Origin of the sequence: Comamonas terrigena NBRC 13299 (assembly GCF_006740045.1) — a bacterium.
Classification (GTDB): Bacteria; Pseudomonadota; Gammaproteobacteria; order Burkholderiales; family Burkholderiaceae_C; genus Comamonas; species Comamonas terrigena.
This window is the reverse complement of sequence record NZ_AP019749.1, coordinates 1,948,652-1,969,593: the sequence shown is the minus strand read 5'-3', so window position 1 is coordinate 1,969,593 and position 20,942 is coordinate 1,948,652. Positions and strand designations below refer to the sequence as shown.

The following is a 20,942-nucleotide window of genomic DNA, read 5'->3' as shown; positions in this document are numbered from 1 at the left end:
ATGCAGCCATGCCCCGCCCCGTTGGCGCTCCTTGCTTTTTGCACTTGCAAGCCATCAGCCAAGACCCGTGCCTGCGGTTTACGCCCGGCAGTTGCATGTGCCGCCATGCATGCACCGATAGTCTGACACCACCGCACCGACGGGATCTCGGAGATCGCCGCACGGTGCTGTGGGCTGACCTCATCGCGACCACGGGGGCTTGCTCACTGCCTGTGGAAGTCCCCGCACGCGGCCTATAGGAAGTTCGCACAGGTATGACTCCAGAGAGCCCTAAGCCGCACCGCAGCTGTGCGTCTGAGATGCGGTGCCAGGACCTTGCGTACATATACCTTTGGCACGCCACTTACCGTGCGAGGAGTGGGAGGCACTTCGGATCGCCTCCCCCTGCACGACTCCTTCATTGTCGCTGCTCGCGCAAACCGATGGCCTGCTTGCCGTTGCTCCTTCCCCCTTGCCCATGTCAGCCATGCGCCTGGCTAATGGACCTGGCAACTTTTTCGCTGGTTCAACAGGCAGCGGGGTCGATCATGGCAACGCCCTCCGCAGACAAATGTCTGCGGAGGGCGTATCTCCGAAAGCGCGCAGGGGCCGAAATTGCAAGCTTGGTACTGGCTGGCCAAGCTGCCCGATTCAGCGCTTCACCCTGATCAATCCGCCGCGGGAAGCAAGAAATCGTAGAGGTAGTTTGTTGGCAAGTTGATCGCCAGAGTGATGTCACCAGACCGGTTGTCCCCGGGACGATTGATCACTTCGTAATGTGCCGTGATGCTCTCCCCCAAACTCACTTCTAGCGACGCCTCTTCGACTCCTGCAGAGTAGTCATATGGGTAGTGGGTGACTTTCCCCCAAGCGTCCGATGGAAGCTCTGAGTCATCCCATCCCCAGCGATCGCCTACCCAGCGCCCCTCTTCGAGTACACCAAGGTCCTGGCCCATTGCAAACTGATTGCCAGACACCGTCGCTTCACTCATATCCACAACGATCTTGTCATCGGCACCAAAGCCTGCCAGATCCAGCTTCGGCCCCGTGACACTCAGGAAAGTGACAGTCCACTCGCCATCAGCAAATGCTATCGCATGGCCTGCACCATCTTGAAGTCCATTGATTCCGATGGCTGCGCCCAATGCGCCAGCCGTCTGTTCGGTCGAGCCAGTGGCTGCGGCGGTGTAGACCCATTGCCCTTGATCCAGTCTGATCAGTTGGGCCTCTCCTGCATCCAGCATGCCATCGCCATTGCTGTCGACAAACACCCCCCCGTCCGTCACCAGCAACTGCGATGCAGCGGCCGCAGCCACCGTGAAATTCAGGCTGTCGGAACTGCTGATGCCCGCATAGTTGTTGCCCGCGGCATCATGCAATGCGCTGCCGTCAATTTCGATGTGGTAATTGCCCCCTGCCAGCAGGTCATTGCTTGGATTGATCACCAGCACCTTGCCGTTGATGCTGATCTGCGTGCCGTCGTTGATATCGATAAGGCGCGTGTCCGCGGGATTGTCGTTGTTGACGATACGGATCGAGCCGGTGCCGGCCTGGATGTTCTCCCCAAATGTCAGCGTCAGGTTGGCGCTTGCAACGGCACTCTCGGCATCATCCTGGGGCGAGCTGGAGAGCAGCAGCGGCGCGTTGGCATCGATGACCGTAGAGCCTTCGGTGGCAATCATGCTGCCGGTGTAATCGGGCAGCGTCAGACTCCAGTTGGAAAGCACGCCCGCGTCGCTGGCTTGCACATCCTTGACAACCAATGTCCAGGTGCCGCGTGCAGCGCCGCTCAGACCGTCAAAGCCTTGTTCCGGAGCAAAGCTGCCCGTGAAAGCGCCAACGCCAGTCGAAAGGTTTGCACCGCCCGTTGTGAAGTAGGTGTTGACAAAGTCGTCGGCACCTCCGCCCTGCTGGCTAAACAAGGTGACCTGACTACCGTTTGGAGCCACCAGCAAAATAATCAGATCGCCCTTGTAGGTATGGGTGGCGTTCAGGCCCAGGCGCACGATATCTGCCGCATCGGCATCTGAGTCGACGTAGAGCTCGTAGCTGGTGGTCGAGTTATCGACAATGGGTTGCGCTTCTTTGTTGGACTGGTTGTATACCGGTGTGTTTCGGCTGGCTCCGTCACCCAGACTGAATGAGACAGGAATGCTCTCCCCTTCGGCGATATCCACGCCGCCAGAGGACACGGTGAACGTCGCCGTATACGTGGTGCTGTTGACACGCGTCAAATTGCCCAGCGCAAAGCCGTTAACCGTGCCACTGATGCTTGAGAGCGGGACGCCGCTGTCTCCACTGATGGTGATGGTGGCAGTGACAACGTCCCCGATATTGAAACTTCCCGACTCCACGACGAGTTTTTGAATGATGGGCTCGGCCAGCTTTACATCCAGCGCGATGTCTTGGCTGCTGGTATTGCCCGCCGCATCGGTGGCCACTACCTTGAAGCTGTAGCTCGACTTGGTTGCAAAATCCGGGTCGCCAATCAGCGTCACGGCCCCGGTCTGGGGGTCAATGCGGAAGGCACTCGCATCGTCGCCTGCCAGGCTGTAGGCAAAGGCACTGGGATCGCTAGCCACCGCCGTGTACACCACCTTACCTTCACCAATGTGTTCGTAGACACTGGCCGTTCCGGAGCTCGAAAAAACCGGCGCATACGTATCCACGATGCCGCTGACGCCACCCGACGGATCATTGGAAGAGCCACCCGGAACATTCGCGACCTTGGCGCCCTCGACCAGCAGCGCCTGACTCTCATTGGTGATGGCAGCCTGGCCACCACTGATAGTGATACCCGCCAGCACCTTGTCCAGGGTCTGCTGCACGTTGCCAGCCCCCAGCTTGTCTGCGCCGGAGAATGCCGCCAGCACCGATCCGTATTTCTCCCCCGCACTCAGACCGTCGGCAGCGTTGTAGTTGCCACCATTGGTTGCAACGGCACTGGTGCGGAGCACATCTTCGATCTGAAACACCGCGCTGATAGCCTTGGCTGTGTCGGAGACCTGCTGCGCACTCAGCACGGCCGGGTTGTCCGGCGTCCCCCCCACCCCTTCCTGCGCCTTGACGTAGGCAATGGTGGTAAGCACATTGACGTTCAGGTTGATCGTCGAGTTGGGGGCGCTGATCACCCCCATCGAATACAGCTGGGTACCCAGGTCCTTGCCCAGGCCAGTCGCTTCATCCAGATAGTCGTTTGCACCGCCAGTATTGAGCAGCTTGACCACCACGACCCCCTGGTAGTCCTTTACATTCACAGTCACAGAGCCATCGGCAGCGAGCTTGCCTGTCCCCAGCAAGGTCTTGCCGTCGGCGCTATAGACCTCCACGCTCAGATCGTTGCCGTCCAGCGCCGGGCCGCCCACAAAGCTGAGCTTGACGAAGTTCTGCACGGCAACGGCAGCCGTTGCGCCACCTCCACCTCCACCACCACCGCCGGAGGCCATCAATGCGCCCAGTCCAGTACCTCCGGCAATCCACCCCATGCCGGAAGACTCCTGCGGCAGATAGGTCCGAAGATTACCTTGCAGGCCCGCCAGGGGCTGCTCCAGCCCAGGGTGACTGCCCGCCATCGAGGCCAAGGCTTCAGGACTGCCATGGGCATACAACAAACTGCTGCCATCCGCCAAGCTGGCACCATCCTTGGCGCCCGCCGTCAGTTCCCAGCCCTCTGGGGCGTCGCCAGCCAGAGTCACACTGCACGCAGCATCGCCCCGGCATTCGGTGAAATAGTCCTGGAGCGTGATCCGTGTGCCGTCTGCGTAGTCCAACTGCAGATCGGAACCACTGCGCTGAGCCAGCACGTCGCTGGCCAACTCATCACCGGCTGCACCCTCTGCACGCTTGAGAACGCGATAGGCCTCACCGGGTACAGCCTTGTAGGTGTTGGCCTGACCTGCCTGAAGCGGCAGCGCTGCCTTGCGCGTGTTCAGATGGTATTGGGCCTTGGCGATGGTTTTGCTCATAGATAAATGCAGGCTAGGTAAAGAATTCAAGGGCGCGGTAAGGCAGCATCGGGCCCGCCCCACAGTCATCCAACCCCGCTGTCGCTGGCGCGATTGGCATAACGCATCTCCAAGAGTATTTCAAAAGTAACTATTGAAACTGAGCGTTTCTAAGCGCCTGTTTATCGCTCTTTTCGGAAGATGGAGCTCCCGAAGGCAGCCTGTGCCTGCGGCGCTTCAGGAAAGGCGATACACCGCAGCCCATAGGCAGTGCAGCGATTACCTAGTGCCATAGCCATAACCCATCGAGGTCGCCTGTAACGCCAAAGCAACAATCCGGGCTTGCATCCCGAGGCTCGACCACCGAGCACCCGTTAAAGGGTGAAGCTCTCGGATGAAGCAGAGAAGGCATTGAAGGCCTTCGGATGCGCCTGTACACGCCGTATGGCCGCGCGCCTGCGACCTTCGCCGTGCCGCGGCAGATATCCCGCCAACCAGCCGTTTTGTGTCTGCAACCATGTGAGGGAGGGATTTGCCAGCGGGGGCTGAACCGGCGCAGCGCGACGGCCCTGGCCGGGCCCGCCGAGCCCCCATTGGAGGGCACTGCCTGCCAAGGCTGGCGGCATGCCCCGGCAGCCCGAAGCCATGACGTGCCCAAGCTGGCTCCGGGATGGCGTCAACGGCTCTCCATCCGAAGGGCCTCGATCACCAGCGTCAGCGCCGGCGAGGGTTGCCTGCGGTTGGCGTAATACAGGTGGTAGCCCGGGAAGCTGGGCCACCAGTCCTGCAGCACCGGCACCAGGGTATCCTGCTCAAAATGGGACTGCAGCAGATCCAGTGGCACATAGGCCAGCCCCATGCCATCCAGCGCGGCGCGCAGCAGCCAGAACATGTTGTTCACCGTGACCTGCCCCGTCACCCGTACATTCAGTGCCTAGCCCCCTTTTTCAAACTCCCAGGCGTACAGCCCTCCGTAGGTGGGCAGGCGCAGATAGATGCAGCGGTGCCCGGTCAGATCAGCGGGACTGAGCGGCAGTTGGCGGCCCTCCAGATAGGCCGGCGATGCCGCCACCGCCATGCGCAGGTCCGGACTGATGCGCACGGCAATCATGTCCTTGTCCAGCTGGTTGCCGGAGCGCACCCCGGCATCAAAGCGCTCGGCCACGATATCGGTCATGGCGTAGTCCACCGCAAACTCCACCTGGATGTCGGGATAGGCATGCAACAGCGGCAGCAACCGGGGCCAGAGCACGGTGGTTATGGCGTGGTTGTGGGTGGAGATCCGCACCGTGCCCGCCGGCTTGTCACGCCATGCCGCCAGCGCGGCCAGCTCGGCATCGATGGTGGCGCTATCGGCCGGCACCACACACGCGCAGGAAACGCCCATGCACCACCCCACCACACACTACACACCACACCTCCTCTGGCACCAGCCTCACGGCCCGGCAACTGGCCATCGCACCTGTCGCGGCGTGGGCAGCGGTGGGCGACATGCCCCGACTTCGCACGGCACTGGAGCAGGCGCTGGACGCCGACATGCCGATCCAGGAGGCCAAGGAGCCGCTGGTGCAGGTCTATGCCTATGCCGGCTTTCCACGCAGCCTGAACGCCCTGGGTGAGCCGATGCAGTTGGTCGATGCCCGCAGGCAGCGCGGCGTGCAAGACACCGTGGGTCGCGAACCCGGTGCCGTCCCCACGGGCGACGCCCTGCTGGCACTGGGCACCGCCAACCAGACCCGGCTTGCCGGGGGCCCGGTCACCGGACCGCTGTTTGACTTTGCACCGGCCATCGATGTGTTCCTAAAATCACACCTGTTCGGCGACATCTTTGCGCGCGACAACCTGGACTGGCAAAGCCGCGAAATCGCCACCGTCGGCAAGCTGGCGGCCCTGCCAGGCGTCGACAGCCAATTGCAGGCCCATATGCGCATCAGCCTGAACACCGGCCTGACGCCCAGCCAGCTGCAGCAGGTGGTGCAGGTAATGACCCGCCAGGTCGATGCCGCATCCGGTGCGCGCGCCCAGGCGGCGCTGGCCCGGCAACTGCGCATGCAACCCTGACCTTGAATGTGAAAGGATGACCATGGAGACCAACCAGCTTCACCGCGGACGCCTCATCGACCACATCCAGTTGGTGGTGAGCGACCTCCAAGCCAGCCAGGACTTCTACACCGCCGTCCTGGCTGTGCTGGAGATCCCCATCATCGGCACCAGTGATGATTTCTTCTGGGCGGACGAACTGGTGGTGTCCTCGGCCGGCAGCCCGGCCGCGCTGGGGGTGCTGACAGGCCGCTGCCACCTGGCTTTCCAGGCCAGAGACCAGGCCATGGTGGAGGCCTTTCACCGAGCAGCGCTGGCGCATGGGGGACGCGACAACGGCCCTCCAGGCGAGCGGCCCTACCACCCCGGGTACTACGCGGCCTTTGTGCTGGACCCCGATGGCAACAACATCGAAGCCGTGTACCACGGCGAGGCCCGGCGCAGCGCACCATCGGTGGTGATCGATTTCTAGCGCGGACCCGTGAAGGCCATTCCAGCGTTCCACGCCACCCGCCACCCGCCACCCGCCACCCGCCACCATGGTGGCAGCGGTGACCGCATCTGCGCGCTGAGAACGGTCATCCACTGGCACCACCCGCCCCAGTGATGCCCGGCGCGGGCCATGCGGCCAGCGATTGCCAACGGCGCGCTCGCTTTCCGGATTGGATTGGCTTGGCTTGCCAGAGGCCATCTGTTCGAAGTAGCGCCAACGAAGCATCAAGACTGCGGTGCTGATGGAAACAGGAGCGTTGAACCAGCTGCACAACTCTGGCCAATTCAGTGCAGAGGGTTCACAGGGACCGCTGAGGGACGAGAACTCCAGGAGCCCCTTTGTAGTCCAATCGCCCCCAGCAATGCCTCCCCCACGCCTACCCCGCTGACAGCTCAGCGCTGCATAGTTAACAGCTCCCACCAGCAAAGGAGTTTGTATGACCAAGCCAGCAGCGAAAAAGAGCAGTGCCAAGCCGTCAGTGACCGACCTACGCGGGAATGCCGGCGAGCTGCAGCAGCAAGCCGGGGGCAGCCACCCGGCGATGACGACCCAGCAAGGCATCCCGGTCCCCGACAACCAGAACTCTCTCAAGGCCTATGAGCGTGGGCCCAGCCTCCTCGAAGACTTCATCCTTCGCGAGAAGATTACCCACTTCGACCACGAGCGCATCCCCGAGCGCATCGTCCACGCCCGTGGCACGGGGGCCCACGGCTACTTCGAGTTGAGTCAATCCCTGGCCAAATACACCACGGCTCAAGTACTCACCGAAACGGGCAAGAAGGTACCCATCTTCGTGCGCTTTTCCACCGTGGCCGGCGGTGCTGGCTCCGTGGACACCCCGCGCGACGTGCGTGGTTTCGCCATCAAGTTCTATACCGACGAAGGCAACTGGGATCTGGTCGGAAACAACGTGCCCGTGTTCTTCATCCAGGACGCGATGAAGTTTCCAGATCTTGTACACGCGGTGAAGATGGAGCCCGATCGCGGCTTTCCGCAGGCTGCCTCGGCCCACGATACGTTCTGGGATTTCATCTCGCTGATGCCCGAGTCCATGCACATGGTGATGTGGATCATGAGCGACCGCACCATCCCCCGCAGCCTGCGGACCATCGAAGGGTTTGGTGTGCACAGCTTCCGGCTGATCAACGCCCAGGGCGACAGCACCTTTGTCAAGTTCCACTGGCGACCCGAATTGGGCATCCAGTCCACCGTGTGGGACGAAGCGCTGGCGCTGCAAGCCGCCGACAACGACTTCCATCGCCGCGACCTGTTTGAAGCCCTGGAGGCCGGCCAAGCGCCTGCCTGGGAGCTGAGCGTGCAGCTGTTCACCGAGGAGCAGGCCAGCAAACTGCCCTATGACCACCTTGACCCCACCAAAATCATTCCGGAAGAAATTGTGCCGCTGCAAAAAATCGGCCGTTTTGTACTCAATCGCTGGCCCGACAACTTCTTTGCAGAGACCGAACAGGTGGCCTTCTGCCCAGCCAACGTGCCGCCAGGCATCGATTTCTCCAACGACCCGCTGTTGCAAGGCCGCTTGTTCTCGTATCTGGATACGCAGCTCTCGCGCCTGGGTGGGCCCAATTTTGCGCAAATCCCCATCAATGCGCCGAAATGTCCCTTCGCCCATCACCAGCGCGACGGACATATGCAAATGCAAGTACCCAAGGGTCGCGTGGCCTATGAACCGTCCAGCCTGCAACCCGACAGCCCGCGTGCTTCGCTGGCTCAGGGCTCTCGCTCATTTGCCGAAGCTGCGGTAGGCAGCAAAGGCCGTGTACGCCCCGAATCGTTCGCGGACCATTACAGCCAGGCACGCATGTTCTTCCGCAGCCAAAGTGTCCTGGAGCAGGCCCACATCACCAGCGCCTTGGTGTTTGAGCTTTCAAAGGTACAGACACCCCATGTGCGCAGCGCGGTGGTCAGCCAGCTGCGCGTGATTGACGAGGAACTGGGCCAGCGCGTGGCCAAGGGCTTGGGCCTGTCGCCGGTGCCTGATGCAGTGCAGCCCGCCGTCCCCGTGCAGGACCTGCCGGTCAGCCCGGCCACCCGCATCATCGACCGAATGAAGCCCACGCTGGAAGGCCGCTGCGTCGCCATTTTGGTGGATGAAGGATCGAATGCCGAGTCCGTTGCCGCGATGCGCAAGGCGCTGGAAGCGGCCAAGGCCAGCGTCAAGTTGATTGCCCCGCGCCTGGGTGGCATCAGGCTGAGTGATGGCAAAGAAGCCGCCATCGATGGCCAACTGGCCGGATCGCCCTCCGCCCAGTTTGATGCGGTGGCTTCCATCATCCCGCTGGAGTCTGGCAAAAAACTGGCCAAGCAAGCCGCAGCGCAGAACTGGTTTCGCGATGCCTTTGGCCACCTTAAAGCTATCGCAGCCTGCAAGGGCACACACGCCATCCTTGACGCGGCTGGAGTAAAGCCCGACGCCGGCGTAGTGGACCCGAGTGACACCAAAGCGTTTGTGAAGGCCGCGGTATCTCGCATTTGGGAACGTGAGCCCACATTGCGCAGTCTTGCGTGAACGAGATGTACAGGCCCTGCCAGCGCCTTCCACCAGTGGTTACGGAGTCACAGTGCGCTCGGTCTTCGCACCGCTGGCAGGGCCGAATAGATCGCACGGGACAGAGTTTCTGCGGCTCTGGATCGCATCGCCAACAGAGAACTGGAGATTGAGCAATGAATATTCACACCCGATATCAGGCTTGTATCGACGCATGCAACGCTTGTGCTGCCGCCTGCAATGCCTGCCTGGCTGCTTGCCTCAAGGAAGACGACGTGAAAATGATGCGTCGCTGCATTGCACTCGACACCGATTGCGCAGCCATCTGCAGCCTTGCAGCGCATGCGATGGCCCGCGACAGTGAAATGGCTCGGCATTTTTGCCGTGTGTGCAGTGAAGTCTGCCTGGCTTGTGCGAACGAATGCTCACAGCATTCACATGACCATTGCCAGCAGTGTGCTGACGCATGCAAGCACTGCGCTAAAGCCTGCCAGGCAATGGTCAATTGAGGCCAAGCTGCCCGGCTTTAAGCCAGCACCACACGACGCAAAGGCATGCGGCACGGACGGTCGCGCCTTTGCGGTGGCTGGAGTGCTGGATAGCCCAATTTCAGCCTTCTGCAGCCGTTCCTGTGATGGGAAGCACAACGCCGGTGATGTAGCTGGAACAAGCTTGAGACGCCAGGAAAACATAGGCCGGCGAGATTTCTTCAGGTTGTGCGGGTCGCCGCATGTCGGTTTTGGCCCCAAACTGCACCACGTCTTCGGCTGTTTTGTCAGCAGGATTGAGCGGCGTCCAGACAGGACCTGGTGCGACGGCATTCACGCGGATATTGCGCTCGGCCAGGTTACTTGCAAGCGCCTTGGTGAACGCATGGATTGCGCCCTTCGTGGCCGAATAGTCCAAGAGGTTCTTACTGCCGCGAAGGCCTGTCACAGAACCGGTGTTGATAATGCAGTCGCCCTGACCAAGATGAGGCAGCACGGCTTTGACCATATGAAAGTAGCCAAAGACGTTCGTCTTGAAAGTCTCTTCGAGTCGCTGCTCCGTGATGTCTTCGATGTGTTCGGCATGCTCCTGAAAGGCCGCGTTGTTTACCAGCACATGGATGGCGCCGAACTTCGCTACCGCCTTGGCAACCATACCCTCGCAAAATGCGGCATCTTGTACGTCCCCCGAGATGGGCAGGCATGTGCCACCTTCGGCTTCCACCAGGCGGCAGGTTTCTTGGGTATCCTCGTCTTCGTTCAGATAAGCAATGGCGACGCGGGCACCTTCGCGTGCAAAGAGAATCGCGACCGCCCGACCGATGCCTGAATCGCCCCCTGTAATGATTGCCACCTTGCCTTCCAATTTGCCGCTGCCACGATAGTCCTTCGCAAGGCTCCGAGGCTGCAGTGGCATGTCGGCCTGCAACCCTGGCTTGGCGAGCGTCTGCGGCGGCAGAGGGGGCGCTGGCTCGGCATGTCCCGGGCCTGGAGCGCCTTTGGCTTTTGGCTTTGCACGCGCATTACGTGTGGGAGCCTGGCGGTCATCTGCATCCTGCGTCGCCTGAATAACTTGTTGGCGTTGCATAGCGGCATCGGCATCGGCAGGTCGCTCAGATTTTTTCCACTTGTTTGGGTCTTTCATCGCGGTGATTCCTTTCATGTCTTTGCGTCAACGCCTATTAACCAAGCAAGGTTGATAAAATTCACACTAATGCTATTGCTTTGAAAATTCAATTATTTTCATACTGAACTTGAAGATCTATTATAAGAACTATGCAGGCGTAAATGTAATATTGATTTACAGTGATCTCAGGCTGATAATTCCGTATGGTGTAGTCCATATCTTTCATCTATTTATTGAATAACCTTACAAATATTTTCTTAGTCCCAGCATAAAAATTAAGTACAGGAGGCAAACATGCTACGTTATGCTGTTATTTTCTTGGTCATTGCACTGATCGCTGCCGTTTTGGGATTTGGCGGGATCGCAGCAGGTGCAGTGGATATTGCGAAAATTCTCTTCTTTGTCTTTATCGCGATTGCGGTAATTACATTCGTCGTAAGTTTGATCAACAAGAAATAACTTCCGACATCCAACCCAGAAAGGAATCGTCATGAAAGCAAGCAACACATCTCGCGCCCTGATTGTCGCCATTGCACTCAGCTCTGGTGTTTTGGCTGTCACTGGCTGCTCTGTGGCCCGCAATCAACAAAGCGTTGGGTCCTATATGGATGACTCTGGCATCACCACAGCGGTGAAGGCAAAATTTGCAGAGGATAAAACTGTTGCTGCCACCTCCATCAGCGTGGAAACCATGAAGGGTGTAGTTCAGCTCTCCGGCTTTGCAAAAAGCCAGGCAGAAAAAGATCGAGCAGAATCCATCACACGCAACACCAAAGGTGTTATGGGGGTGAGGAACAGCATTGTGGTTCGCCCTTAATCTCACACGTCCATAAAATTCTTTATTAACATTCGCACCACATGGACCTGAATACGGTCTGTGGTCACGATATAGAGAAAAGCCCGCATGATGCGGGCTTTTCTATTCACAAAAATTCAACACCAGAGTGGGATTACCGTCTGGTCAAAAGCATGCCGATGACAACCCCAACGGCCAATGCACCGCCAATGGCCTGCCATGGTGAATCATGGACATAGTCATCGGTGTTGCGAGCAACATCCCTCGAATAATCCACGGCTCCGTTGGCCGCATTTCGAGCGCGACTGAGTCCACGATCCAGGAACTGCACCGCCTCCTTCAACTTGGGTTCCTCTTTGGCGCGCGCGGCAAGCACGTCACCCGTGTCTTGCAGCAGGCGGGTCAGGTCGCGCTGAATGGTCGATGCATTCGGGGAAAACAACTTCATTGTGTACTCCTTCGTGTGGTGAACAGTCTGTACAGAGTACGTCCAATGCCACGCCATGGATGTAGGTCGATCACAACCTTGACTGATACAAGCGCAGCCAAATGAAACAGTGGCTGAGTACACCACCTCCCCGCCAATGCTTTGGGCGAGGAGCGCTGCGCAACTTTAGACATCTCCGTTCTTGACCAATGTGCACAGTTTGCGCGCATTGGGCGAAATATCCAGCACAGAGTACTTTTCCATATTGACGATGTACACCAGAAAAGGCGTGTAAGTGCCGCTGTCACCCACCTTGATTTCACCACATATCTGAAAATCGCCCTTCTCTTTTTTGCTTTCAATGATTTCCAGCGCCCTCAATTCGGCGCTTTCCGTACCACTCAGTCTTTCGCCCAACGCATTGCGCAGAAGTGCCTCATTGATTGCAGGCTCACCGTCTGCCTGCGCTGATGCTCCACAGACCCATGCAAGAAAAATGGTTGTAAAAAATTTCCGCATTAATTTCTCCCATTTCTCCCAATAGCTGCAGCGCTCACAGCCCTTCATTTTTTCTGTATGAGAACTATTTTTCCAAACGACAGAGATCATTTCACGCATTTCCATGCAATAAGTTACAGCCGAAAGATGGTTATATCATTGGACAGGTTTGAGCAGGTGCTGATCCTACAGTCCTGCACACCTATCGACTACTCCCTATCGTCGACGAGCGACCTAATCTGTACCCAGAAGCCATTCTGCTTCGCAAGTACCAAGCGCTGAAGCGGATCAATAGAGAGAAATTGCTCTCTCCACAACATTGTCCGCACCTCGCATCGCCACCTTGATGGCATCGCATTTCCTCAGCGTTTGTGTGTAAACCCCTCTAGGAGATAGCCATGGTTACACCCAATACTGCATCGAGCATCATTTCCTCCGACAAGGTCAATGGGACCAATGTCTATAACCCCAATGGCGAAAAGCTCGGCTCGATTGACTCTCTGATGATCGACAAGATCAGCGGCCAAGTCCGTTACGCCGTGATGGAATTTGGCGGCTTCCTGGGAATAGGTACCGACAATTACCCTATTCCCTGGAGCAGCCTGAAGTACGAACCCAATATGGGCGGCTACGTTGTCTCTGTAAGCAAGGAACAACTGGAAGACGCTCCAAGTTATACGCGCGGTATGGAATGGGATTACACCGATGAAAACCGCCGCCGTGTGAATGACTATTACGGAATTCCATACCTGTAAATTATCTGAAACGCCGAATACCGAAGCCCGCATTTGCGGGCTTTTTTCATTGGTCATCCATTTTTCACAGTCCACTTAGAACGGCTAGCACGGCCCGGTGAGCAGCAGGACTCAATCAAGACAAGGAGCTTGAGACCGCAAGCACTGCAACCCGTACGGTAAGACGGGCAACGACGCACCAGGAACGGCACCTAGAACCCGAGCATGAAAGCGTTGACGTAAGAGAAGTCTACAAAGCACCTCAACCTGTGAGAAGCGCACTCAATCCCTTATAGGCATACCAATGCATAAACCAAGAGCATCCACTTACATAACTGAAGCGCATTGTCAGATTGTGACTACAGATCAGTTGCTGCCAGCGCTCCATGCTGACGGACAGGCAGGTCACCCCGACCTGTTGTTTCACCCGAAGGAGCTCAAGACATGTCGCAGCAACCCCATCAGCAAAATGCCAATCAACAGCAACCTGGCCAACATCAACAGCAGAACCCCAACCAACAGCAGCCTGGTCAGCAACAGCCTGGACAAAAGCCCTCTGACCAACAGCAGCAGCAAAACCCGAATCGCCAGCAGCCTGGGCAGGACCAGCCAAACCAGCCTCAGCGCTAATTTTTGCCCGGCAGCCGGCCGGGCCGGCGTCTCAGAGTGGCCAACACGTCCCCCTCGAACCGCAGGTTTGCAACCGAGACGGGGCACAAAGCCGCTGGCAGCGCACTTCGTACGACAAAGCTGAAGCAGGGTATGGGGTGGTGTGAGCGGCTCTCAGGAAGGAGGCAAATATGTCAACGAAAACCAGCAGCACCGATGCCAGCCAGCATCGTTCGCCGAAGCGCGCGCCCGGAGAAGGTGTAGCGGCCGAACCGACCATCATCGCCGAGCAACACCGCAAGCCCAATACCGGCCCCCAATCCGTGCCCAAGGGAAGCCCCCCTTCTGTGCATGCACCGAAGTCCGGGAAAAACAACCAGGAGTGAGGTATGGCTACACCAAGCACACGCAAGCCCTCATTTCCCGAGGACGAAGAAATGGATCCCGTTGGCAAGCCATACCCCGAGCAGGAGAAGGATGGCGATGATCCGCCCCATCCGCCATTCTCGCCAGACACCGAACCAGACATTCCCCAGGACCCTGAATCCAAGCGCACAGTGATGCCGGATTCGCCTAAAAATTAGCCAGGTAGGTCGTGCCAGGGAACAGCCGCGCCAACAAATATCTCTTGCAATGGCGCAAGCGCGTCGGCTGTATTCCCAGAACTTCCTGACCAGGGCTGGAGCTCCTGTGGCTCACTCCACCCGCCACCATGACGGCAGCAAGGCCCTGACCTCGGCGCGCTGGAAGCGGTCATCCACCAGCACCACCACGCCCCGGTCCTGCTCGGTACGGATCACGCGGCCAGCGGCTTGCACCACCTTGCGCAAGCCGGGGTAAAGGTAGGTGTAGTCATGGCCCCGCCCGGCACCCATGGCGGCATCCATGGCGCGCTGCATGGCCTCATTGACGGGATTGACCTGGGGCAGCCCCAGCGTAGCGACAAAAGCACCAATCAGGCGGGTGCCAGGCAGGTCCACCCCTTCGGCAAAGGCGCCGCCCAGCACGGCCAGGCCCACACCCTGCCCGCCTTCGACAAAACGCTCCAGAAAGGCCGCACGCCCGGCTTCGTCCATGCTGCGCTCCTGCTGCCACAACGGCAGCTGCGGGTGCAGGCGCTGCAGGCTGGCAGCCACGCGCTGCAGGTAGTCGAAGCTGCTGACAAAGCACAGATAGTTGCCGGGCTGGCCGGCGTACTGCCGGGCGATCAGGTCGGCCAGGGGCGCCAGCGATGCCTCGCGGTCGCGCCAGCGTGTGGAGATGTGGCGGGCAATGCGCACCTGCAGCTGGTGGGCGGCGAACGGCGCGTCCACCTCCAGCCAGGCGGTGTCGGCCGGCAGCCCCAGCAGATCACGGTAGAACTGCGGCGGACTGAGCGTGCCGGAAAACAGCACCGTGGCCTGGGCCGCAGCATGGCGCGCAGCCAGGTGCGGTGCGGGGACGACATTGCGTATGCACAGCGTGGAAACCGGTGTGCGTGGCTGCCCGCCGCGTGCCAGCAGCGGCGGCGCCAGCTGCACATCGAACAGCGCATGCGGACCAAACTGTTCGGCCAGGGCTTGAAAATGCAGCAAGGCCCAGTACAGCGTCAGCACCGGGTCGCCAGCAGGCAAAGCCTGGTCAGCCTGCACATCGGCAATCGCCCCGATGGCACGCTGCACGGCCGCCAGCAACGCGGGGGGGATGGCGGCATAGCTCTGGTAGGCCGTGTGGCTGGCGGTGTGGCGGGGCTCACGGAGGCCGGACACGGTCTGCGCGGCCGCCTGGGCAAACAGCGGCAGGCTCTGTGCACCGGACGCCCCATCGGCTTCGGAATCCGTTGCCCGCTGCGGCAGGACGGCTTGCGCCTTGTTCAGCGCATTCCACTGGCGCTGCAGCGCATCCAGCGCTTTCTTGACGGCCCCCGTGGCTGAAGTGGTCGAGCGGCGGGCGGCCGCCAGATCAAACTGCGACAGCGGTGCGGTGTACATGCTGCGGGCGCGCTCCAGCAGGTTGTGGGCCTCGTCCACCAGCACCCCCACACGCCAGCCCTGCTGCTGCGCCAGGGCATACAGCATGGCAGCGCTGTCGTAGAAGTAGTGGTAGTCGGCCACCACCACATCGGCCCAGCGTGCCAGCTCTTGCGACAGGTAGTAGGGGCAGATGCCATGCTGCAGCGCCACCTGGCGCACGGTGGAGCCATCCCAGAGCACCGGCTCCGCAGATGCGGACAGGGCCACGGCCTCAGCCCGTGCCGCTGGCAGTCGATCGAAGAAACCCTGCGCCAACGGGCAGGACTCACCGTGGCAGGCTTTGTCCGGGTGCTCGCAACTGGTGTCGCGCGCACGCATTTGCAGCACCCGCAACGGTTCGTGCTGTCCCTGGGCCAATGCCGTCTGCATGTGCTCCAGCGCATGCAATGCCAGCCCATGGCCCGTGCCTTTGGCGGTCAGGAAAAACAGCTTGTCCAACCCGTTGCAAGTGCTCGAAGCGCTGGCTGCGCCATGCCCCGCCATGGCCTTGAGCATGGGAAAGATGGTGCCCAGCGTCTTGCCAATGCCGGTGGGGGCCTGGGCCATCAGGCAACGGCCCCCACCGGCACTGCGGGCCGTGCGGTAGACCGCCACCGCCAGTTGCCGCTGCCCGGTGCGAAACGCCGCCATGGGAAAGGCCGCTGCCGCCAGCGCCGCATTGCGCTGCTGGCGGTGCCCTGCTTCGCTGCGCGCCCAGTCCAGGTAGCGGCGGCAGTGCATGGCAAAAAACTGCTGCAACTCGTCGGCACTACAGTCCTGCACCAGCACCATTTCCTGCAGAGAGGGCGTGTGCACATACACCAGCGCCACGTTCAACCGCGCCAGTCCGCGTGCCTGGCACAGCAGATGGCCGTAGACCTTGGCCTGGGCCCAGTGCAATGCGCGGTGGTGGGGGCGCACCGCGTCCAGCGGGCCGCGGTAGGTCTTGATTTCTTCCAGCTGCTGCGCCGCCGCATCAAAGCCGTCGGCCCGGCCGCGCACCTGCAGGCCTTCAAACTGGCCACTGAGCGCGACCTCGGCTTCATATCTGCTGTCCGGTTGGACCTGTCGGCGTTGCTGCACCACGGCATGGCCCTCCATGCCTTCGAGCGCACTGGGCGCCGGGGTGAAGCGCAGATCCAGATCACCCGTGCGGGCTGTGAACTCGCACAACGCTCGCACGGCCACCGTCGGCGGGGCAGCGGCGTCGCTCATGCGCCTTCGCCAATCCCCTGCCACTGCACATGGCAGACGCGCGCGGGAATGCCGTGGGCGGCGCAATAGTCCAGCCAGCGGATCTGGTTGTCCTGCAGCTTGTCGCCCGGCGCTTTGACTTCCACCAGTTCGTAGCGTCCTGCGCCCTCTGCGCGGTCAGGCCAGAAACGCACCAGATCGGGAAAGCCGGTGCGGTTGGCCTTCACATCCCGCAGCAGGCGGTCAAACAGCCGCTGCAGGTGGGCGGCGGGAATGCAGTCCAGCGCCAGCTCCAGCAGCGCGTCGCTCAGCGTGCCCCAGAAGACAAAGGGCGACTGCGTGCCCGCCTTGCCGGCAAAACGACTGCGGATGGTGCTGCGGTAACGGCCATCTTGCAGCTCGGCCAGACAGGCATCGAACAGGGGCTGGCGGCGGGCCACAAAGTCGGGGGCTCCCAGATCGGCCGGTCCACTTTGGAAGGGGTGAAAGAACGCGCCCGGCAGCGGCGCGAAAATCGCCGGCCAGCACAGCAGGCCGAACAGCGAGTTGATAAGCGCATTCTCCACATAGAACACCGGTGCCTCGCCGCGGTGCCAGTGGTCGCGCAATGCGTACTCCACGGCCACCGGCTGGGCTGGCCGCGCCAGCACCACCTCGCTGCACAGCGCCGCCACGGCCGGAGCCAACGCAGCCTGGCGGGGGGCTCCGCCCAGGCCCGCGTTGCGGCGCAAGCGCGGCAGCATGCGGGCCACGCGCTGGGATTCCTCTTCACTTTCAGGTTCCGTCTGGGCCTGGGCCGCCAGGTCCAGGGCCTGTCCGAAGCACTGCATATGCTCCAGCACGCGGATATGCCGGTGGCGGGCGCCGGGGTAGGCGCTGGCGGTGTAGGCCTGGGCAGCGTTTTCCCAGTCCTGCGCCCGCTCGCATGCCTGCCCCAGGCGCAGCAGCAGCTTGGCGCGGCGCTGGTTCAGCCAGCGGTGGGGGCTTTCAAGCTGCCCAAGCGACTGCAGCAGCGCCCCGGCATCGCCCCCTGCATCCAGTGCCTGGCGGCTGGTGGAAATGGCCAGGTAGAAGTCCACATCGGCACGGCTCTGGAAAGCGCGTGAGGCGGCATCCAGCGCCACAGCTTCATAGCGGAAGATGCCCAGATCGGACAGCACAAACTCCGACCAGTCCTGGTGGAGGTTGCCAAAGAACATCAGCCGCAGCCGCTCACACACCTCACCCACCATCACGCGCCAAACGGGGTCCGTGGCCTGGGGGTGCCAGGCGGCATAGGGCTGAGGGTCAGTCTGCCCGTCCAGCGCGGCCAGCATGTCGGCCTTGCGCAACGTGGCCGCCAACCCGGCGCCTTTCAAGATGTCCAGCAGCTCGGACTTGGTGTGCAGGCCAAACAGTTCACCTAGCGCCATGGGCTCAGAAGTGCTGAGCCAGCCCATCTGCAGCAGCGGTACGGCCGCCTGGGCACTGTCGCCGATTTCCGCATACACCAGCTTGCTGGCCCGAAACCACGGCCCCTTGCGCATCACCATGCGCACCAGCAGAGCCTGCGTGGGCTCCGGCAGCAGGGCAAATCCAGCCAGAAAGCCGGCCTCCTCTTCACCCAGCAGGTCCCCATAGCGCTGCCCCAACCAGTTCAGCGCACGCTGAAAGTTGTGCAGGTAATACAGGCGATGGGGCGGGAAGGCAGCAGGCTGCGGCGCAGTCACGGGCGGGAAATGACAGAAAGTGGCGGGAACGGTTAGGCAACTGTATTTTTATACAGATTCATCACCTCTGCCCGGCCAATGCCTACCGCGCCAGCAGGGCCATGGGCAAGACAGGCCTGGCGCAAGGCCTGCGGCCCCTCTGCCTGGCCGCGCCAGCTTGACACCATCTTGATGGCCTACTGCGCAATCCCGACACGGGCTTGATGCCCGAATGCCTAGATTTCAGCCATCGCCACCACAGGCTGGAGCACCCAGCCAATTGACGTATGAAACCAGTCGCCATCCTCCAGCACGAAGCCGCACAAGGCCCCGGGGTGCTTTGGGAACATTTGCAACAGCAAGGCATTGCCTGTGAACTGATCAGTCCCTGCCAGGAAGGCCACGCGCCGGTGCGGGCGGCGGATTACCGCGGGGTGGTGGTGCTGGGCAGCAACCACTGTGCCAACGAACAGCTGCGCTGGATCGAACAGGAGCGCTGCCTGCTGCAGAACGCGCTGGCGCACGATGTGCCCGTGCTGGGCCACTGCTTTGGCGCACAGATGCTGGCACGCGCCATGGGTGCGCGGGTGTGGCGCAATCCCTGCCCCAACATCGGCTGGAGCAACGTATGGGTCACGCGCCAGGCGCAGGACCTGATGCAGCTGCCGCCCCGGATCACGCTGTTCAACTGGCACTACGACACGTTCGAGCTGCCCCAAGGCGCCTCGCGCAGCATGTACGGCGCGTTCTGTCTGAACAAGGGCTTTGTGCATGGCCGCCACTGGGCGTTCCAGGGCCACCTGGAAGTCACGGAGGACAGTGTCCGCGCCTGGTGCAGCGAAGGCCAGGACGAACTGCGCCGCGCCCCCGGCCCCGCCGTGCAGCGCGCACCGCAGATTCTGGCCCAGCTCCCCCAGCACCTGGCGCTGCTGCACGCCACGGCGCGGCGCACCTACAGCGCCTGGGCAGAGCAGTTGGACCGGCCAGCGCTGTTTCAGCTGGGGGCTCTGCCGGGCGCGCCTGCCACGGCCCCCCAACCCGGACGGATCCAACCCGGCCCCGAGCTGACACTACAGTACCAGGCACCGCTGGCACAGCAGACCAAAGCCATCCTGGCGCGCGCCGTGGGCTGATCACGTCGATAAAGCGGAACACCAGGGGGGCGCAGGCACGCGCCGCCTGGCCTCAGGGCGTGGCCTTGCCGGGGCTGCGCTGCCCCACCCGGGCCCGCAGCGTGGCCAGCAGCTCGGGCGGCAGGAACTTGAAGGCCAGCTGCAGCAGCAGATAGGCGATCACACCGTCATCCAGCCAGCCTAGGACGGGGATGAAGTCCGATACAAAATCCACAGGACTGACCACGTACAACGCTGCCAGCACCGTGGCCAGCTTGGCAGCCTTGGGCGCACGCGGATCCCGCAGCACCGCCCAGGCGAGCCGCAGCTCCTTGCGAAACACCGACAGCAGACGACCCAGCTTCCACATGGCAGACCTTTCTTTCCCCCGGCAGACGGTCCCGCAGCGACATGCCACGCAACCCGTCCTTCACATGCGGACAGTTTGGAAGATGACAAGGCTGCCGCCGCCTGCAATTGCTGCAGGGTGTAGCAGCAAGGGCGCCACCGCACCGGCCACTTAACTCGCTTCCACATCCCGCCCCCGCACCCCGCCCTTAATACTGCGATAACCCTGCATTTATAGAATCACTGGTTTTTTTGTGCGCGCGGGCGCGCAGGGGCAGCGGCATGCACATACTGATCGTGGAAGACAACAGCCTGGTGGCCAGTGGCATCAAGGCCGGATTGGAGCTGCACGGCTTTGCCTGCGACATTGCCCTCAATCTGGCCCTGGCCGACCGCCATCTGACCGCCGGCCATTTCGACGCCTGCGTGCTGGACCTGGGCCTTCCCGACGGTGACGGCCTGGCCCTGCTGCGCAGCTGGCGCGCCGCCGGCCTGCAGCTGCCGGTGCTGATACTGACTGCGCGCGGCACCATCGAAGACAAGGTGGCCGGCTTTCAGACCGGCACCGACGACTACCTGACCAAGCCCTTCGACCTGCAGGAGCTGGTGCTGCGACTGCACGCCCTGCTGCGCCGGGCCGGCGGCCGTGCCACCGATCTGATGGCGCTGGGCGACTGCCAGGTCAACACCGGCACCGGAGAGGTCTGGCGCAACGGTCAGCTGGTGGAGCTGTCCCGCCGCGAATGGGCGCTGCTGGCGGCGCTGCTGCAATCCCGAGGCCGGGTTCTGAACCTGGCCCAGCTGCACGACAGCCTGTACGGCTTTGACCTGGATGTGGGCAGCAACACGGTGAATGTGCATGTGCACCATCTGCGCAAGAAACTGGGCAGCGACATCATCGACACCGTGCGCGGCATCGGCTTTCGGCTGGGCGCGCGCTACTGCCAGCCCGGTCTCTGAAGATCCGGC

General features: G+C 61.4%; 20 protein-coding genes and 1 pseudogene. 12 read left to right on the top strand and 9 right to left on the bottom strand.

The window, feature by feature from the left end:
* Positions 1-647: 647 nt before the first annotated feature.
* Together CT3_RS09010 and CT3_RS09005 are read right to left on the bottom strand one after the other, a co-directional pair.
* Positions 648-3,944: an Ig-like domain-containing protein gene (locus CT3_RS09010; RefSeq protein ID WP_066534720.1), complete on the bottom strand. Its 3,297-nt coding sequence runs from the start codon at positions 3,942-3,944 to the stop codon at positions 648-650.
* Between the two features lie 655 nt (positions 3,945-4,599).
* A pseudogene (locus CT3_RS09005) lies at positions 4,600-5,310 on the bottom strand (LysR substrate-binding domain-containing protein).
* A gap of 104 nt (positions 5,311-5,414) precedes the next feature.
* Between CT3_RS09005 and CT3_RS09000 the strand changes: the two are divergent.
* The 5 genes from CT3_RS09000 (at position 5,415) to CT3_RS08985 (ending at position 9,471) form a co-directional block, all read left to right on the top strand.
* On the top strand, positions 5,415-5,984 hold the full coding sequence (locus CT3_RS09000; protein ID WP_305954871.1) for a carboxymuconolactone decarboxylase family protein: 570 nt from the start codon (positions 5,415-5,417) through the stop codon (positions 5,982-5,984).
* A 22-nt stretch (positions 5,985-6,006) separates the two neighbouring features.
* On the top strand, positions 6,007-6,435 hold the full coding sequence (locus CT3_RS08995) for a VOC family protein (RefSeq protein WP_066536036.1): 429 nt from the start codon (positions 6,007-6,009) through the stop codon (positions 6,433-6,435).
* Between the two features lie 9 nt (positions 6,436-6,444).
* Complete coding sequence (locus tag CT3_RS21255) at positions 6,445-6,570, top strand: hypothetical protein (protein WP_256682317.1); 126 nt, start codon at positions 6,445-6,447, stop codon at positions 6,568-6,570.
* 322 nt (positions 6,571-6,892) lie between these two features.
* On the top strand, positions 6,893-8,983 hold the full coding sequence (locus tag CT3_RS08990; RefSeq protein ID WP_066534726.1) for a catalase: 2,091 nt from the start codon (positions 6,893-6,895) through the stop codon (positions 8,981-8,983).
* Between the two features lie 155 nt (positions 8,984-9,138).
* Positions 9,139-9,471 carry a four-helix bundle copper-binding protein gene (locus CT3_RS08985; RefSeq protein WP_083520353.1) on the top strand — a complete coding sequence of 111 codons (333 nt, stop codon included), beginning with the start codon at positions 9,139-9,141 and terminating at the stop codon, positions 9,469-9,471.
* 100 nt (positions 9,472-9,571) lie between these two features.
* Here the strand turns inward: CT3_RS08985 and CT3_RS08980 are convergent, their stop codons facing one another.
* Positions 9,572-10,594, bottom strand: a complete 1,023-nt coding sequence (locus CT3_RS08980) for an SDR family oxidoreductase (RefSeq protein WP_066536050.1) — start codon at positions 10,592-10,594, stop codon at positions 9,572-9,574.
* 276 nt (positions 10,595-10,870) lie between these two features.
* Between CT3_RS08980 and CT3_RS08975 the strand changes: the two genes are divergently transcribed.
* The gene (locus tag CT3_RS08975; RefSeq protein ID WP_083520354.1) at positions 10,871-11,035 is read left to right on the top strand and encodes a DUF1328 domain-containing protein; all 165 of its coding nucleotides are present in this window, start codon (positions 10,871-10,873) and stop codon (positions 11,033-11,035) included.
* Positions 11,036-11,066: 31 nt separating this feature from the next.
* Positions 11,067-11,393 (top strand): BON domain-containing protein, encoded by a 327-nt coding sequence (locus CT3_RS08970; RefSeq protein ID WP_083520355.1) that lies wholly within the window; start codon positions 11,067-11,069, stop codon positions 11,391-11,393.
* A gap of 133 nt (positions 11,394-11,526) precedes the next feature.
* Here CT3_RS08970 and CT3_RS08965 read toward each other — a convergent pair whose 3' ends face one another.
* Together CT3_RS08965 and CT3_RS08960 are read right to left on the bottom strand one after the other, a co-directional pair.
* On the bottom strand, positions 11,527-11,820 hold the full coding sequence (locus tag CT3_RS08965) for an ElaB/YgaM/YqjD family protein (protein WP_172591818.1): 294 nt from the start codon (positions 11,818-11,820) through the stop codon (positions 11,527-11,529).
* A 165-nt stretch (positions 11,821-11,985) separates the two neighbouring features.
* On the bottom strand, positions 11,986-12,408 hold the full coding sequence (locus CT3_RS08960) for a hypothetical protein (protein ID WP_127446199.1): 423 nt from the start codon (positions 12,406-12,408) through the stop codon (positions 11,986-11,988).
* A gap of 287 nt (positions 12,409-12,695) precedes the next feature.
* Between CT3_RS08960 and CT3_RS08955 the strand changes: the two genes are divergently transcribed.
* Positions 12,696-13,052 carry a PRC-barrel domain-containing protein gene (locus CT3_RS08955; protein ID WP_066534739.1) on the top strand — a complete coding sequence of 119 codons (357 nt, stop codon included), beginning with the start codon at positions 12,696-12,698 and terminating at the stop codon, positions 13,050-13,052.
* Positions 13,053-13,293: 241 nt separating this feature from the next.
* On the opposite strand, the gene CT3_RS21250 is transcribed toward CT3_RS08955, so the two are convergent.
* Positions 13,294-13,644: a hypothetical protein gene (locus CT3_RS21250; protein ID WP_172591820.1), complete on the bottom strand. Its 351-nt coding sequence runs from the start codon at positions 13,642-13,644 to the stop codon at positions 13,294-13,296.
* A 187-nt stretch (positions 13,645-13,831) separates the two neighbouring features.
* Between CT3_RS21250 and CT3_RS08945 the strand changes: the two genes are divergently transcribed.
* Together CT3_RS08945 and CT3_RS21245 are read left to right on the top strand one after the other, a co-directional pair.
* The gene (locus tag CT3_RS08945) at positions 13,832-14,026 is read left to right on the top strand and encodes a hypothetical protein (RefSeq protein ID WP_127446198.1); all 195 of its coding nucleotides are present in this window, start codon (positions 13,832-13,834) and stop codon (positions 14,024-14,026) included.
* Between the two features lie 3 nt (positions 14,027-14,029).
* The gene (locus tag CT3_RS21245; protein ID WP_192333194.1) at positions 14,030-14,224 is read left to right on the top strand and encodes a hypothetical protein; all 195 of its coding nucleotides are present in this window, start codon (positions 14,030-14,032) and stop codon (positions 14,222-14,224) included.
* Positions 14,225-14,335: 111 nt separating this feature from the next.
* On the opposite strand, the gene CT3_RS08940 is transcribed toward CT3_RS21245, so the two are convergent.
* Both CT3_RS08940 and CT3_RS08935 read right to left on the bottom strand, forming a co-directional pair.
* Positions 14,336-16,846: a helicase C-terminal domain-containing protein gene (locus CT3_RS08940; protein ID WP_066534746.1), complete on the bottom strand. Its 2,511-nt coding sequence runs from the start codon at positions 16,844-16,846 to the stop codon at positions 14,336-14,338.
* Entirely contained in the window at positions 16,843-18,534 is a 1,692-nt protein-coding gene (locus CT3_RS08935) for a VRR-NUC domain-containing protein (RefSeq protein WP_066534747.1), read from the bottom strand. Before CT3_RS08935 ends, CT3_RS08940 begins: the two co-directional genes overlap by 4 nt.
* 266 nt (positions 18,535-18,800) lie before the next feature.
* Here CT3_RS08935 and CT3_RS08930 point away from each other — a divergent pair, with 266 nt between their 5' ends.
* Positions 18,801-19,646, top strand: coding sequence for a type 1 glutamine amidotransferase (locus CT3_RS08930; RefSeq protein ID WP_083520357.1), 846 nt, complete (start codon positions 18,801-18,803; stop codon positions 19,644-19,646).
* A gap of 52 nt (positions 19,647-19,698) precedes the next feature.
* Here CT3_RS08930 and CT3_RS08925 read toward each other — a convergent pair whose 3' ends face one another.
* Positions 19,699-19,995: a YkvA family protein gene (locus CT3_RS08925; RefSeq protein ID WP_066534748.1), complete on the bottom strand. Its 297-nt coding sequence runs from the start codon at positions 19,993-19,995 to the stop codon at positions 19,699-19,701.
* A 260-nt stretch (positions 19,996-20,255) separates the two neighbouring features.
* Here CT3_RS08925 and CT3_RS08920 point away from each other — a divergent pair, with 260 nt between their 5' ends.
* Positions 20,256-20,933 (top strand): response regulator, encoded by a 678-nt coding sequence (locus CT3_RS08920; RefSeq protein WP_066534750.1) that lies wholly within the window; start codon positions 20,256-20,258, stop codon positions 20,931-20,933.
* Positions 20,934-20,942: the final 9 nt, after the last annotated feature.